This is a genomic window from Halogeometricum sp. CBA1124 (genome assembly GCF_009741955.1).
GTDB lineage: Archaea > Halobacteriota > Halobacteria > Halobacteriales > Haloferacaceae > Halogeometricum > Halogeometricum rufum.
In genome coordinates this window covers 1-13429 of sequence record NZ_WPCD01000093.1, presented here as the reverse complement: position 1 = coordinate 13429, position 13429 = coordinate 1, and the positions used below count along the sequence as shown (strand labels likewise).

Below are 13429 nucleotides of genomic sequence, written 5' to 3'. Positions count from 1 at the left end.
CTCGCTGTCGCTCGGACAAAAGAGCCAGGGGTGGGATTCGAACCCACGAAGTCTCGATTACAAGTCGAGTGCATGAACCGCCCATGCTCCCCTGGCGCGAGTGCGAGTAATCAGCCCTCCTTTGAGTGTGTATCGCTTTCGACCGCCTTCTCCAACTCCACCCGGTGGACGTCGTAGCCGTGTCGCTCGTAGAACTGCCGAGCGCGTTCGTTCCGCGCCATGGCTTCGAGGCAGAGGCGCGTCGCGCCGGCGTCCGTCAGCACCGACTCGGCGGCGGCGAGGAGGCGGGAACCGATGCCGCGCCCTCGGTGAGCGGGGACGACGTAGAGATTGCGGACGACGCCGCGCGTCTCGTCCTGTTCGTAGTCGCCGCGTTCCAGACCGAACATGACGAAGCCGACGACGCCGTCGTCGAGGCGGGCGACGCGGATGCCGTCGGTGACGACGTGGCGCGCCATCGCCTCCCGAATCTGTTCGCGGTTCTCGTCGGCTCGGAGATGCGACCGGTACGACCGCTGGTCGGCGGCGAGTTCGACCCAGAGGTCCGCGAGCGTCTCGACTTCGGCCGTGTCCGCCCGGCCGACCCGAACCGCACGCTCGTCGCTGTCGTCCATCACCTGCCGTTCGCCCTCCGACGCGAAAGAACTACTCCCCGCCGCCGTCCGATTTCGTGTGCCGGACGACTTCTGTGCACAATCGTGCACACATCTGCCCTCCGACTCCGGGCGACCCCGCCGTTCATTCGCCAGATGAAGAAAGACTTATCACCGTTTCACGTCCGCGAATACCGTGAGGATAGTTATCAATGGGTATCGCTGAGACCTACTCGCGCGGTCGCCGACTCGCAGTTGACCGACCGGGGGCGCTTCTGTTGGCTGTCGTCGGGGTGCTGCTTCTCGGAGACCTTCTGGTCGGTCTCGCCACCGGACAGACGACGTTCAGCGGCGTGGGGTCGCTGGTCTGGGACGGCCTGATGCGTGGGCTGGTGATCGGTCTGGCGGGTATCGGACTGTCGATGACGTACAGTATCTTGAACTTCGCGAACTTCGCGCACGGCGATTACATCACCGCCGGCGCGTTCTCCGGGTGGGCGACGACGTACGTCATCGCCGGACTCGGACGCGCCGACATCGGTGCGCTGATGCTCGTCGGCGCCGGTGGGTCGGTGTTCGGTGGGACACTCGGCATCGGCGTCACGGGGACACCGGTGGCCGTACTCGGCGGCCTGGTCGTCGCGGGTGCGTTCGCCATCGTGCTCTCGTTGGGCGTCGACCGGTTCGTCTTCCGGCCGATTCGCGACGAGGACGGTATCACGCTTCTCATCACGAGCATCGGCGTCGCGTTCGCGCTTCGGTACATGATGCAGTTCGTGTTCGGGTCGGGCGTCCGGGGGACCACGGCGCAACCGCCGGCGCTGTCGGTGTACTTCGTCGACGGTGCCATCCGAATCAACATGCACGACCTGACGCTGGCCGTCGTCGCCGGTGGACTGATGCTCGGCGTCCACCTCCTCCTCCAGCGGACGAAACTGGGGAAGGCGATGCGTGCGATGGCGGACAACGAGGACCTCGCGCGCGTCACGGGGATTCCGACCGAACGCGTCGTCCGGTCGGTGTGGATCATCGGCGGCGGCCTCACCGGCGTCGCGGGCTACATGTTCGTCCTCTGGAAGGGGACGCTCGGCTTCAACGACGGCTGGCTGTTGCTCTTGCTCATCTTCGCCGCCGTCATCCTCGGCGGTATCGGCTCCATCTACGGCGCCATCACCGGCGGACTCGTCATCGGTCTGACGGCGTCGCTGTCGGTGCTGTGGATTCCCTCGGCGTTTGCCCGCGCGGCGGCGTTCCTCGTCATGATCGTCATCCTGCTCGTGAAACCGTCCGGGCTCTTCAGCGGGAGGTCCACCGCATGAGCGTTCGCGAGAACCTCGCCGACCGGATGCCCGGCGGCGACGCGGGCCTCATCGTCGCCGTCTTGCTGGTGACGTACGCGGCGTACGTCCTCGTCGGTGTCGGCCTCGGTTACTCGCTCCGCGGCCAACTCAACACCATCGCGGTGCTGACGTTCTACATCGGCGTCTTCGCCATGCTGGCGCTGGCGCTGAACCTCCACTGGGGGTACACCGGGCTGTTCAACATCGGCATCGTCGGCTTCATGGCCATCGGCATCTACGTGATGGCGCTGGTGTCGAAACCGCTGTACGAGGCGGGCGGCGCGGCGCAGGTGGGCGGCCTCGGCCTCCCCCTCATCGTCGGCATCGTCGCCGGGATGGCCGCCGCGGCACTGCTCGGACTGGTGGTCGCCTTGCCGGCGCTTCGGTTGCGGGCGGACTACCTCGCCATCGTCACCATCGCGATGTCGGAGATAATCCGCTTCAGTCTGCTGTCGAACGACCTCCAGCGGTTCCAACTGTTCGGCAACCGCGTCGGCTTCGGCGGTGGCTCGGGGCTCATCCTCGACTTCACCGACCCCCTACAGGCGTTCTTCCAGGCGTTCGGGCTGTGGAACGCTTACCTCGGCGTCGTCGACGCGTTCACCGTCGTCGTGCCGAACAACCCGAAACCGGTCGTCGACGGACTGGTCTACGGCTTCGTCCTCCTGTGCTTCGTCGCCGGGTACTTCTGGCTCCTGAAGCGTACGGGCGAGTCGCCGTTCGGCCGCGTCCTCAAGGCCATCCGCGAGGACGAGGACGTGGCGAACTCGCTGGGTAAGGACACGAACCAGTTCAAGATCAAGTCGTTCATGCTCGGCTGTGCGCTGATGGGTCTGGCCGGCATCCTCTGGCTGATGACGCAGGGCGCGGTGACGCCGAACTTCTTCCGGCCGCGCATCACGTTCTTCGTCTGGATAGCGCTCATCATCGGCGGCGCGGGGTCGAACACCGGGAGCGTCCTCGGCGGCGCCGTCTTCGCGGCGGTGCTCTACCAGGGGCCGCGGTACTTCAAGAACCTCGTCGACACGGTGCTCCCGTCGACGAGCGCGCCGTCCGGGTTCGGCCCGGCCATCGCACCGCTCATCTCGAACCTCAACCCTGCACCGATGTTCTTCTACACCATCGACAGCATCCGACAGCTCCAACTCGTCATCATGGGGCTCGTCCTCATCTGGCTGATGCACAACCGCCCGGAGGGGATGCTCGGCTACCGCAAGGAGACGGCCGCGGGCATCCCGCTCACGGCGGCACACGCCCGACGCACCGCCGCCGACGGCGGCGAAGTCGACGACGCGGCGCCCGCGACGGACGCCGCGACCGAAGGAGGTGACGACGATGAGTGAGACCGAGAGCGGACCGGAGGCCGACGAGTTCGACTCCGAGGCGGAGATAGACGCCACGTCCTCGCCCGACGTGTCGGTCGAGTATCCGCTGCAGGTCGACGGCCTCAGGAAGACGTTCGGCGGTATCACCGCGGTGGACGACGCGACGTTCCAGGTCGAGAACGGGACGCTGACGGGACTCATCGGGCCGAACGGGGCCGGGAAGTCGACGACGTTCAACCTCATCACCGGGATGATAAAGCCCGACGCGGGGACGGTCACGTTCAACGGCGACGACATCACCGGGATGGAACCGCACGCCATCGCCAATCAGGGTCTCGTCCGGACGTTCCAGATAGCCCGGGAACTCGAAGACATGACCGTCCTCGAGAACATGATGCTCGCGCCGAAGAACCAGCGGGGCGAGAAGCTCTGGCGGTCGGTCACGCCCGGCGTCCGCAACGGCGTCATCGAACAGGAGGAGGAGTTGCTCGACCGGGTGTGGGAGGTGCTGGAGTTCTTCGAGATAGACCACATCGCGGAGGAGTACGCGGGCAACCTCTCGGGCGGCCAGCGGAAACTGCTGGAGATGGCCCGGGCGCTGCTGACGGACCCGGACATGCTCCTGCTCGACGAACCGTTCGCCGGCGTCAACCCGTCGCTGGAGAAGCGTCTGCTCACCCACATCCACGAACTGCGGGAGCAGGGCTACACCTTCCTCCTGGTCGAACACGACATGGACCTCATCATGGAGAACTGCGAACACGTCATCGTCCTGCATCAGGGGCGCGTCCTCACCGAGGGGACGCCCGAAGACATCAAATCCAACGAGGAGGTCATCGAGGCCTACCTCGGGGGGAACGTATGAGTTCCGACGCCACCGCCGCGACGGAGTCCACGCCCGACGTCGAGGGAGCGGAACTCCTCCGCGTCCGCGGCCTCGACGCGGGCTACGGCGACCTGCAGATACTCACCGACGTGGACATGGACGTCTACGACGGCGAGTACGTCACCATCGTCGGTCCGAACGGCGCGGGCAAGTCCACGCTGATGAAGTCCGTCTTCGGACTCACCAACCACATGGGCGGGACCGTCACGTTCGAGGGCGAGGACATCACCGGCCTGCGTCCCGAGGACATCATCCACGAGGGCGTCGGCTACGTCCCGCAGAACGACAACATCTTCGCGACGCTCACGGTGCAGGAGAACCTGGAGATGGGCGCGTACATCCTCGACGAGGTGCCGCAGGACGCCCTCGACGTGGTGTTCGAGCGCTTCCCCATCCTCGAAGAGCGGAAGCAACAGAAGGCGGGCACGATGTCCGGCGGCCAACAGCAGATGCTGGCGATGGGTCGCGCGCTGATGCTGGACCCCTCGCTGCTCCTCCTGGACGAACCCTCCGCGGGGCTGGCGCCGGACCTCGTCAAGGAGATGTTCGACAAGATAGACGAGATAAACGAGGCGGGGACGGCGGTGCTGATGGTCGAACAGAACGCGAAGGAGGCGCTCCGGCGCTGTGACCGCGGCTACGTGCTCGCCAACGGCGAGAACCGCTACGTGGACACGGGGACGGCGCTCCTGAACGACGAACAGGTTCGCCGGGACTTCCTCGGCGGATAATCGCGGCACGCGGCTCTTCTTCGACGCGCCGCCCGACGGCGCCTCACCGACCGAACGCGTCGCGCGTCACTTGCACCCCTACGCGCGTCACTCGCACACCGGCAGCACGGTGTCGATGTGGGGGACACCCTCGCGAATCTCCACGGTCGCGCGCGTCGTTCGGCAGTAACAGACGACGTACGACGCGGTGTCGGCCCCGTCGGTCGTCTCGACGCGCAAGTCGTACTCGTCGCCGATGGGGACGTCGAACGCGACGCTCCCCTCCCCGGCGGGTACCGTCTCGGCCGTCTCGACGACAGTCCCGTCGTCGCCGGACAGCGTCAGCGTCAGGTCGCGCGCCGAACCGTCGGCGTTCTCGACGGCGACCGACTGCTCGCTCGGCCACGCGCACCCGGCGCGGACCGACCCGTCCTCGGCGACGAGGACGGTCAGACGCGGCCAGTGCCAGTTCTCGGGTATCGACCACTCGTACGTCGTTCGCCGGCCGTCGCCCGTCTCGACGACCACGTCGTAGGTGGCGTGCGAGGCGACTATCGGCTCGGAGGCGGCCTCCGCCCCGGCCCCCACGTCGAACGTCCGCTCGTAGAATCGGTCGCCCTCGTACGCGACGGCGACGGTGACCGTCGCCGCCTCGTCCGTCGCGTTGCGAACGTCGGCACCCGCGGGACCGAGGATGCGCTTCGCGCCGGGGACGACGTACGCGTCGCCGGTCGGCGTTCCGGTCGAGGGGGTCTCTCGGGTCGTCCCCGTCTGCCGGTCCGTCGTCCGGGTCCGCTCGTGTGTCGTCCGCGTCGGGGACGGGTCGGTGGGCGTCGCCGTCGCCGTCGGACCGCCGCTTCCGTCGTCGGACAGGCAACCGGCGGTACCGAGGAGCGACGACCCGAGGGCCGCGAGGAGGGCGCGTCGGTGCATCGAGTCGGTCGTCTCGCCCGACTCCCGAGTATCTTCTGCTCGCACGGACACGTCGCGGTGGTGACTCCGCGCACGGACCGCCTCGACGCGGTACGGTGGCAGCGCGTCGCGTCGGCGCCGTCGCTCGCCGGCCGGCGTCGAAAGAAAAGTCGGAGCTGCGTCAGTTGTCCGGACCGGACAGCGCCGTCTCGATGACGGACGAGTACGAGGACTCGCCGATGTTGAACGCCGTCTGGCTGTACACTTCGCCGTCGAAGCTGTCCTGGAACACCTGCGTGAACCGCTCGGACAGCTGCTGACCGTAGTCGTTGTTGACGTACAGCGTCGCGACGCTCGACGCCTCCAGACGCTCGGACATGACCTGCGCCATGACGCGGCCCTGCAGGCGGTCCGACGGTGCCGTCCGGAAGATGTAGTCGTTGTCGTCGAGGTTCGTCACCGACAGCGCCGTCGAGGACGGCGAGCAGCCGACGACTTCGTTCGGGATGAACGCCTGCTGGGAGACGGGAACGTTCACGCCGGAGGAGGCGGTCCCGCAGACGCCGGGGACGCCCGCGCTGACGAGCGACTGGGCCGCCGCGACGCCGGCGTCGGGCGACGTCTGCGTGTCCTCTATCTGCGCGTTGACCGTGAGTCCGGCCGGGTTTGCGTCGTTCACCTGCATGGCCGGTAACTGCGCGGCCTGAATCATCGGCGCGCCCGTCGAGGCGAGGTCGCCCGTCTCCGGGAGGAGAATCCCCACCGAAATCTCGCGGTCGGACCCGCCCGGACCGCTGTCGGCCGACGGGCCCGCACCGTCGGGGTTCGAACCCTCGAAGCTCTGCGTCTCCAACGTGTTGGTCGAACTGGAGTCGGTGCCCGCGAACTCCCAGATGGCGTACGCGGCCGAGGCCGGGTCGCCGTTCTGGTCGAAGTTCGTCGCGGACGAAGCGCCTTGGAAGTTGATGTCGTCGCCGTTGGCGGCCGCTTCGACCGCTTCGACGAAGTTCTCCGGACCGTACTCGTCGCCGCCGGGGTTGGCGATGCGGCGCATCTGCTCTTTCAGCGCTGCACCGCTGTTCTCACCCGCCGCGGCGTTCGCGAGGATGAGGAGTGCCACGGAGTCGTACGACTGCGAGGTGAACACACCCGGTGCCGCACCGTACTCGTCCTGGAAGAGCGTGTTGAACGCCTCCTGGTTCGGACCCCCCGCCGCCGGGGCCGTCCCGGTGACGTTCGCCATGTCGTTGCCCACCTGTCCGGGCATCGCGCCGTCGCGGAGTCCGTCCGGGACGAGAATCTGCTCGGAGCCGTCCGACTGGCTGTAGTAGTCGCGGAACAGCTGAATCCCACTCTCGGGGTAGCCGATGACGACGAGTCCGTCCGGACCGCTGCCGCCGCCCCCACCGGGGCTTCCGATGCACCCTGACAGTCCCGCTGCACCCACAGCACTCGCTGCGCCCGCTCGCTTCAGAAATTCACGGCGTGCGATATCACGTGCCATGTGACACGCAAAGGCAGTACCCGTTTATAAATCTACCTTTCGCCTGACCGCGGCCGGGCGATTTCGACGGTATGAACCCCGCTGTCCGATGCTGAGCGAGTGCAGGACGTTCTCACACACGCCCGGTTCATCGGTGCGCGGTACGCTCGCTCGCGGACACCCCGCCTCCGGCGGCGGCGAATCGCCACGCTCAAATCGCCTCGGACGCCTTCTCCACCGATGACCATCCCGTCGTTCGTCATCGGTATCGCGGGCGGGACCGGCGCGGGCAAGACCACCGTCGCACGCCTCATCACGGAGAACGTCGGCGAGTCCGTCACGCGCATCCCCATCGACAACTACTACGAGGACCTGAGCCACCTCGAACTGGACGAACGGGAGGCGGTCAACTACGACCACCCCTCGGCGTTCGAGTGGGACCTCCTGCACGACCAACTCGCCACGCTACTTGAGGGACAACCCATCGAGATGCCGGTGTACGACTTCGAGATACACAACCGGAAGGACGAACCGGAGACGGTGGTGCCGACCGACGTCATCATCGTCGAGGGCATCCTCGCGCTGTACGACGAGGACGTCAACGAGATGTTCGACCTCCGACTCTACGTCGAGACGGACGCCGACGTTCGCATCCTCCGGCGCATCCAGCGCGACGTCATCGAACGCGGCCGCGACCTCGAAGGCGTCATCGACCAGTATCTCTCGACGGTCAAGCCGATGCACGAGCAGTTCATCGAACCGACGAAGAAACACGCGGACCTCATCATCCCGGAGGGAGCCAACAGCGTCGCCGTGAACCTCCTCGAGGAGAAGGTGATGGCGGAAGTCGAGGGCGACGCGACGCGCGACTGGGAACGGCCGTCGGCGGAGTAGCGGCGCGCGGCCGACCGGCACCGAGATTCGCAGAAGGGTACGAACCGAGACTCAGGCGCGCTTCTTCGTGTCGACGAACTGGTCTGCGCCCTCGTAGAACCAGTAGCCGTTCTCGCGCATCGCCTTGCCGACGGCCTTGTGGAACGGCACGAAGGCGTCGAACGACTCCCCCTCGACGCCCTCGAAGATGTCTCGGAGCGAGACGACCGTCTCGTAGTCGATGCGAATCGGGTCGTCACCGTGTTCGGCGACGAACTCCTCCACGGAGAGGGGGAAGTCCTCCTCTTCGTCTATCTTCTTGGCGATGATCGCCTGCCCGTACTTGCGCTTCCCCTCACTCCCGTCCTCGCCGTCGGGGTCGTGTGGCCAGTCCATATCCCTGTGTTGGAAGGCCAACCCATAGCCGTTACGCATCTTCGGAGCGCGGCGGCCGCCGGCGACGTGGCCGTGGCGCGTGGGTCACTCGCAGAACGCGGTGGGACTGGGATTCGAACCCAGGAGGCCGAAGGCACCTGCTTTCAAGGCAGGCGCAATAGTCCACTCTGCCATCCCACCAGCGAACCGACGTTCTCGGCGGCCGTTCTAAGGTTTGTCGGTCACTCCTCGCGGACCAGCGTCGGTTCCCCGTCGTCGTCGACCACGCGTAGGCCCGTCTCGACGACGAACTCGGCGGTGTGGCCGGGGACGAGACGCTCGGCCTGCCAGCGCGCCCGAACGGCGGGCACGAGCGTCAGGAGGTCCGCACCCGTCCGGACCGTCGATTGCATCTCCAAGAAGGCGACGTCGTTGTCGGCGTCGTTCGCGCGGGCGGTGAGCGTCTCCAGTTCGGGTGTGGCGAACGCGTCGGTGAAGTCGATGGGGGCGGTGAAGCCCGCGACGTACGCTCGGCCCTCGGTGGACGGCCCGAGGACGACTTCGTTCGTGCGCAGTTGCATCGACAGCGTGTCCAGTTTCGCGCGCGTGAAGAACGGGGCGTCGCCGCGGACGACGGCCGCGGACTGGACCTCCTCGTCGCGGAGCAGGTGCATCACCGTGTTGCCCGCGCGGGCGTCGAAACTCGACCCCACCTGCACCTCGAACCGCGCCTCGTCGGGGTCGTCCAACGCGTCGACGGCCAGCGTCCGAACCTCCGCCTCGGCCGTTCCCTCCTCGTCGCGGTACGCCTCGGGGAGCAGTTCCTCCGAGCGGTAGTTCACCAGCAGGTCGCCGCCGGACCGGGAGACGGCGACCATGGTGTCTTTCAGCATCGCGGCGTAGAGGTCTGCGGCCTCCGCCTCCGACAGCGGACTCGTCGCGGCGAGTTCCGAGAGGACGAGTCCGGGACGCGGCGGGTCGGCCATGAGAGCGACGACGGTCATGTCTCCCCCTCGGGCGGGGTGACCCTTCAACTCGCCGTTTCACTTCAAGTGCCTCCCGTCCGAAAGCGAACCATGGCTTCCGACTCCGCGGGCGGACTCGCACGCTCCGGTCTCACCCGACTGCTCTCCCGTCTCGGCGCCGTCGTCGTCGTCCTCGTCGGCGTCGTCGCCGCGGCATACTTCCTCCTCGCCGCCGCGGCGTGGGCGCTCCTCGTCGGCGCGTTGCTCCTCGTCGCCGTCGGCGGGATGGTACTCTACGGCGCGCGGGCAGCGAGAAAGACGGCGACGCCGTACTGGCGGACGTAGCGCGGTCAGCGACCGCGGCGGCCCTTGGTCTGCCGGTAGTCCCGCGCGAACACCGACTCCAGCATGTGGTCGACGAACGCCTCGGTGTCCGCCTCGGTCTGTTCGTCCAGGTCCAGCATCGGGACGAGTTCGAACCCCCGTCCCCGAATCGTCGTCGCGTGCTCCTCGCGGACGTCGAAACTGTCCGGCGCGCGCGTCGTGTAGTCGATTGCCAGCGATTCGAGCGTCCGCTGGCCGATTGGGACGAGTATCTCGGGGTTTATCATCCGTATCTCCGCGTTGAGGTACGGTTCGCAGGTGCGTATCTCCTCGTCGGTCGGGCGTCGGTCGGGATGTCGACACCGCGTGAGGTAGGTGAGAAAGACGTTCTGGAGGTCCGGCCGGTCGCTGTCGGGGGGCGACCGCGCGAACCCGAGGTCGCCGAGGATTCGCTGGAGGCGTTCGTCCGCCTCGCCGCCCGTGAACGGAATCCCGACGTCGTCCGCGCCGTCGCTGGGCCGTTCGCCGACGAACAGGAACTCCCCGCCCACGTCGCCGTAGCCGTGCGCGACGTTCGACCGAACGTCGCAGAGACCCGGACAGTTCTCGCAGTCGGAATCCATGTTGAACGGGTTCTCTAGTGTGTCTTGTTCGGCGTCCACGTCCGTTCGTCGGGCGCGACGGTGAAAAGTCGCCCCCTTCGGGACGAGGTGACACGCGCGCGCCGGGACTCCTCGCCGTCAGTCGAACGCCGACAGCGTCGTGTCGCGGCCGGGCCGGAGGTGGCGTCGAACCCGTCCGCGGGACCACCCGAACGGGGAGACGACGCTCTCGGCGGCGCGGACGAGGCGCGCCGCGTAGTGGTCGGCGTCGTAGTCGGCGGGGTCCTCGAAGTCCAGAGCGAGGCGGGCGACGCCGGACGCGTCGTCGTCGGTGACGACCGTACCCGACCCGTTCGCCCGGCGCCCGCGGGACGCCGCAGTCGGCCGACCGGCGCGCGGCGGCGGCGGGCAGGGTGTCCCGGTCGTACGTCGTCGGCACGCCGAGAGAGCGGCGTCGGTCGCGGAGCGAGGTCCGCGGGGTCCACGTCGCCGCGGCGGAGCGACGAGAGGTGCCGGCCGAGTCTGTCGCAGACCGCCTCGGGCGACCGGTGGCGGTCCAGCGTCCGAATCAGGTCGCGTTGCGCGTCGGCGACGAACGCGGACGTGCGGCGTTGGCGGCACTCGATGCCGCGAACCGTGTACTCCTCGCGGTCGGCGACGCGGCCGAAGTACCGCGTGAGCGCCCCACGCGAGGAGTCTCGCTTGGGGACGAAACACGCCCAGTCGTACCGGTCCTCCACGTCGAGCGGGATGCCGACGGCGTCCGTGACGGCCGCAGAGAGCGCTTCCGGCGAGCACGCGTCGCCGTCGCGGGTGAGCCACAGACTGTCGACGATGCCGTGGACGACGCGCCAGCCCCGCGCTTCGGCCATCGACTTCGCGCGCAGGAGGACGTCGCGCGCGTAGGCGTTGATGGCCTCGTGGCACTCGATACGGCCGAACTTGGCGTTCCGGTAGCCCTGATAGCCGAAGCAGGAGACGAGGACCCACTTTATCGCGCCCGCGCGCCGTCGGGCGGCCGTCGCCGTCGCCTCGTCGCCCGCGCGGTCCGCCGCGCGCGCCGTCCGCTTCAGTCGCCGCCGGTCGGCGAGGAGGGGCGAGAGCACGTCGGGGAGGAAGCCGCGTTCGTCGCAGACGGCGTACCCGAGTTCGGGCACGTCGTCGCGCCCGGCGTGGCAGTCGCACAGGACGGTGTCGGGACTGACGTTGCGGTCGCAGATGATGCGCGGGTACAGCGAGGCGAAGTCGAACGCGACCACGTCCTCGTGGAGGCCCACCTCGGGGTCGAACGTCAGGCCGCCGCGGTCCGCCGCGTGCAGGTCGTCGACGGACTTCCACGCCTCCGGCCGCCACTTGTTCCACGGGACGAGAACGTCGCGGGCGTGCGCCTCGCGGGTCTGTATCGACGTGAGCACCCTCCCGATGCTCGCCCGCGCCGTCTCCTGCAGGGGTCGCCACGACCGTTCGACCAGGTACAGCAGGCCGTCGAGGCGCGACTGGTTCCAGAGGAAACTGCCCCCGGCGTCGACGACGGCCCGTCCCGGCACGTCGTAGCGGGCGGGTGAGTGGCGGACGCGGCCGTAACTCTCGACGGTGTTCTCGCCCGCGAGTCGTTCGAGTCCGGGGCGACGCCCGAGTGGGAGGTCCGCACCGAGCGCCACCGCTCGCTCGGCGAGGAGAGGGAGGAGACGCGCGTCGCTGACGACGAGGACGTCCGGGTCGACGGCGTCGAGGCGGGCGGCCGCCGCGTCCACGGCGTCGCGGTCGGACGCGACGGTCGGCGGTTCTCGCTCGGTGGCGTCGCAGTCGGCGTCCGTCTGCGCGTCGTCACCGCCCCCGACGACGAGTTCCGACAGGTCGCCGTCCGCGAGCGCTCGGTCGGGCAGGTCGAGTCGGAGCGTCCGCAACCCCTCGTTCGGAACGGGCGAGGTGCCCGTCTCGACGCAGTACCGGAACCCCGGGTCGAGGTCCACGTCGTACGCGCGGACCGCGCCCGGAGCGAGGTCCGCGAGCGACGACTCCCGAATCCGGGCCGCGAGGTCGGGGACGTCCCGGGGGTCCGTCGCCTCCACCCGGAGCACCTCCGCTCGCTCGTCGGCGTCCAGACGCAGGTACTTCCGTTCCCGACCGACGGACGCCACGCTGTCTCTCGTGCGCACGCGCGCTTCGAGTTCGTCGAGTGCCGCCTCGGCCCCGGCGAAGCGGAGCGTCGGCGCGTAGTCGGTGACGCGCGCGGACGCGACGCCGTCGGCGGTGCGAGACCACTCGACCACGTCGCCGTCCTCGAAGTCGAAGGCGAACGGCACGGGTCGTCACTCCGCTCCCCTCGGTCCGTCCGCCGCCTGTGGCTCCCCGTCGTCGGGGTCTCGGTCGGCCGCTTCGAGGGCCGACACGCGCTCTCTGAGCCGTCGCAGTTCGCGCTCCTGCGAGAGGAGGACGGAGACGACGACGGTCCGGTGCGGGTCCGTCGGGTTCTGCTGGCCCGAGGCGGCGGCGAACTCGGCGGCCCGGTCGAACAAGCGGTCGAAGTCCGGCCGGTGCGCCGCCCTGAGCGTCCGCCGGTACGCCGACCACGACGCCTCGTAGCGGTCGAGGGCGTCGCGGTAGGTGGGGTTCGTTCGGCCCATCAGACGGCCCCGCCGAGCCACGACTGCAGGGGGTCGCGCGGCCCGTCGGCCGCCACCGCGTCCGCGTCGTCGGGCGCGACGCCGCACAGTTCGACCCAGTACGGAATCGTCGTCTGCCACCAGTCGTCGTGCCAGTAGACGTCGCTCCGGACGGAGTCGCCCTCGAAGGCGAGGCCCATCCCGGTGCGGCGGACGACCACCTCGTCGTCGGCCGCCTCCCGAACCCGGTCGGTCAGACCGTCGTCCGCCCCATCGGCGGTGACGAGGACGCGCACGTCCAGCGCATCCGCCAACTCGCGGAGGACGGCGAGACTGGCGTCGAACAGGCGGTCCGCCGCCGCCTCGGGCAGGTCCGGGTCGCGGTACAGCGACGGCAGGCGCGGGACGACGACGAGCGCCGTCCGCGGCGTCGCC

Annotated in this window: 14 protein-coding genes, 2 tRNA genes and 1 pseudogene; 6 read left to right on the top strand and 11 right to left on the bottom strand. The window is 68.6% G+C overall.

Annotation, left to right across the window (positions count from 1 at the left end):
- Positions 1–22: 22 nt before the first annotated feature.
- Both GJ632_RS12185 and GJ632_RS12180 read right to left on the bottom strand, forming a co-directional pair.
- Positions 23–96, bottom strand: a tRNA-Thr gene (locus GJ632_RS12185).
- A gap of 14 nt (positions 97–110) precedes the next feature.
- Complete coding sequence (locus GJ632_RS12180; RefSeq protein WP_089807439.1) at positions 111–614, bottom strand: N-acetyltransferase; 504 nt, start codon at positions 612–614, stop codon at positions 111–113.
- 191 nt (positions 615–805) lie between these two features.
- On the opposite strand from GJ632_RS12180, the gene GJ632_RS12175 reads away from it, so the two are divergent.
- The 4 genes from GJ632_RS12175 to GJ632_RS12160 are packed head-to-tail and all read left to right on the top strand — an operon-like array spanning position 806 to position 4875.
- Positions 806–1912 carry a branched-chain amino acid ABC transporter permease gene (locus GJ632_RS12175; protein WP_089807441.1) on the top strand — a complete coding sequence of 369 codons (1107 nt, stop codon included), beginning with the start codon at positions 806–808 and terminating at the stop codon, positions 1910–1912.
- A complete protein-coding gene (locus GJ632_RS12170; protein WP_089807443.1) occupies positions 1909–3276 on the top strand; it encodes a branched-chain amino acid ABC transporter permease in 1368 nt (455 codons plus the stop codon). Before GJ632_RS12175 ends, GJ632_RS12170 begins: the two co-directional genes overlap by 4 nt.
- Entirely contained in the window at positions 3269–4123 is an 855-nt protein-coding gene (locus tag GJ632_RS12165) for an ABC transporter ATP-binding protein (protein ID WP_089809155.1), read from the top strand. Before GJ632_RS12170 ends, GJ632_RS12165 begins: the two co-directional genes overlap by 8 nt.
- Positions 4120–4875: an ABC transporter ATP-binding protein gene (locus GJ632_RS12160; protein WP_191453055.1), complete on the top strand. Its 756-nt coding sequence runs from the start codon at positions 4120–4122 to the stop codon at positions 4873–4875. The genes GJ632_RS12165 and GJ632_RS12160 overlap by 4 nt, the downstream gene beginning before the upstream one ends.
- Before the next feature lie 87 nt (positions 4876–4962).
- Here GJ632_RS12160 and GJ632_RS12155 read toward each other — a convergent pair whose 3' ends face one another.
- On the bottom strand, positions 4963–5832 hold the full coding sequence (locus GJ632_RS12155; protein WP_343161147.1) for a hypothetical protein: 870 nt from the start codon (positions 5830–5832) through the stop codon (positions 4963–4965).
- Between the two features lie 115 nt (positions 5833–5947).
- Positions 5948–7270 carry an ABC transporter substrate-binding protein gene (locus tag GJ632_RS12150; protein WP_089807450.1) on the bottom strand — a complete coding sequence of 441 codons (1323 nt, stop codon included), beginning with the start codon at positions 7268–7270 and terminating at the stop codon, positions 5948–5950.
- A gap of 219 nt (positions 7271–7489) precedes the next feature.
- On the opposite strand from GJ632_RS12150, the gene udk reads away from it, so the two are divergent.
- The gene (gene udk / locus GJ632_RS12145; protein ID WP_089807452.1) at positions 7490–8143 is read left to right on the top strand and encodes a uridine kinase; all 654 of its coding nucleotides are present in this window, start codon (positions 7490–7492) and stop codon (positions 8141–8143) included.
- Between the two features lie 51 nt (positions 8144–8194).
- Here udk and GJ632_RS12140 read toward each other — a convergent pair whose 3' ends face one another.
- From GJ632_RS12140 to GJ632_RS12130, 3 genes are all read right to left on the bottom strand, one after another.
- Entirely contained in the window at positions 8195–8518 is a 324-nt protein-coding gene (locus GJ632_RS12140) for a DUF5785 family protein (protein ID WP_191453053.1), read from the bottom strand.
- Between the two features lie 98 nt (positions 8519–8616).
- Positions 8617–8698: transfer RNA gene (locus tag GJ632_RS12135), tRNA-Ser, on the bottom strand.
- 41 nt (positions 8699–8739) lie between these two features.
- Positions 8740–9501, bottom strand: coding sequence for a DUF2064 domain-containing protein (locus GJ632_RS12130; protein ID WP_191453052.1), 762 nt, complete (start codon positions 9499–9501; stop codon positions 8740–8742).
- Positions 9502–9573: 72 nt separating this feature from the next.
- Between GJ632_RS12130 and GJ632_RS12125 the strand changes: the two genes are divergently transcribed.
- Positions 9574–9807 carry a hypothetical protein gene (locus GJ632_RS12125; protein WP_089807459.1) on the top strand — a complete coding sequence of 78 codons (234 nt, stop codon included), beginning with the start codon at positions 9574–9576 and terminating at the stop codon, positions 9805–9807.
- A 5-nt stretch (positions 9808–9812) separates the two neighbouring features.
- Here the strand turns inward: GJ632_RS12125 and GJ632_RS12120 are convergent, their stop codons facing one another.
- From GJ632_RS12120 to GJ632_RS22130, 4 genes and pseudogenes are all read right to left on the bottom strand, one after another.
- Positions 9813–10448, bottom strand: coding sequence for a uracil-DNA glycosylase family protein (locus tag GJ632_RS12120; RefSeq protein WP_394328058.1), 636 nt, complete (start codon positions 10446–10448; stop codon positions 9813–9815).
- Positions 10424–12694: a type B DNA-directed DNA polymerase gene (locus GJ632_RS12115; RefSeq protein WP_191453050.1), complete on the bottom strand. Its 2271-nt coding sequence runs from the start codon at positions 12692–12694 to the stop codon at positions 10424–10426. The genes GJ632_RS12120 and GJ632_RS12115 overlap by 25 nt, the downstream gene beginning before the upstream one ends.
- Positions 12695–12700: 6 nt before the next feature.
- The gene (locus GJ632_RS12110; protein WP_191453049.1) at positions 12701–13015 is read right to left on the bottom strand and encodes a hypothetical protein; all 315 of its coding nucleotides are present in this window, start codon (positions 13013–13015) and stop codon (positions 12701–12703) included.
- Positions 13015–13429: pseudogene (locus GJ632_RS22130) on the bottom strand (hypothetical protein); the annotation flags it as partial. The pseudogene GJ632_RS22130 and the gene GJ632_RS12110, both read right to left, overlap by 1 nt.

Excerpts from the sequence above, each read along its gene's own strand:
- GJ632_RS12130 (WP_191453052.1), bottom strand. The coding sequence starts at position 9,501 with ATGACCGTCGTCGCTCTCATGGCCGACCCGCCGCGTCCCGGACTCGTC.
- GJ632_RS12165 (WP_089809155.1), top strand. The coding sequence starts at position 3,269 with ATGAGTGAGACCGAGAGCGGACCGGAGGCCGACGAGTTCGACTCCGAG.
- GJ632_RS12180 (WP_089807439.1), bottom strand. The coding sequence starts at position 614 with ATGGACGACAGCGACGAGCGTGCGGTTCGGGTCGGCCGGGCGGACACG.
- udk (WP_089807452.1), top strand. The coding sequence starts at position 7,490 with ATGACCATCCCGTCGTTCGTCATCGGTATCGCGGGCGGGACCGGCGCG.
- GJ632_RS12125 (WP_089807459.1), top strand. The coding sequence starts at position 9,574 with ATGGCTTCCGACTCCGCGGGCGGACTCGCACGCTCCGGTCTCACCCGA.
- GJ632_RS12150 (WP_089807450.1), bottom strand. The coding sequence starts at position 7,270 with ATGGCACGTGATATCGCACGCCGTGAATTTCTGAAGCGAGCGGGCGCA.
- GJ632_RS12160 (WP_191453055.1), top strand. The coding sequence starts at position 4,120 with ATGAGTTCCGACGCCACCGCCGCGACGGAGTCCACGCCCGACGTCGAG.
- GJ632_RS12140 (WP_191453053.1), bottom strand. The coding sequence starts at position 8,518 with ATGGACTGGCCACACGACCCCGACGGCGAGGACGGGAGTGAGGGGAAG.
- GJ632_RS12170 (WP_089807443.1), top strand. The coding sequence starts at position 1,909 with ATGAGCGTTCGCGAGAACCTCGCCGACCGGATGCCCGGCGGCGACGCG.
- GJ632_RS12175 (WP_089807441.1), top strand. The coding sequence starts at position 806 with ATGGGTATCGCTGAGACCTACTCGCGCGGTCGCCGACTCGCAGTTGAC.
- GJ632_RS12110 (WP_191453049.1), bottom strand. The coding sequence starts at position 13,015 with ATGGGCCGAACGAACCCCACCTACCGCGACGCCCTCGACCGCTACGAG.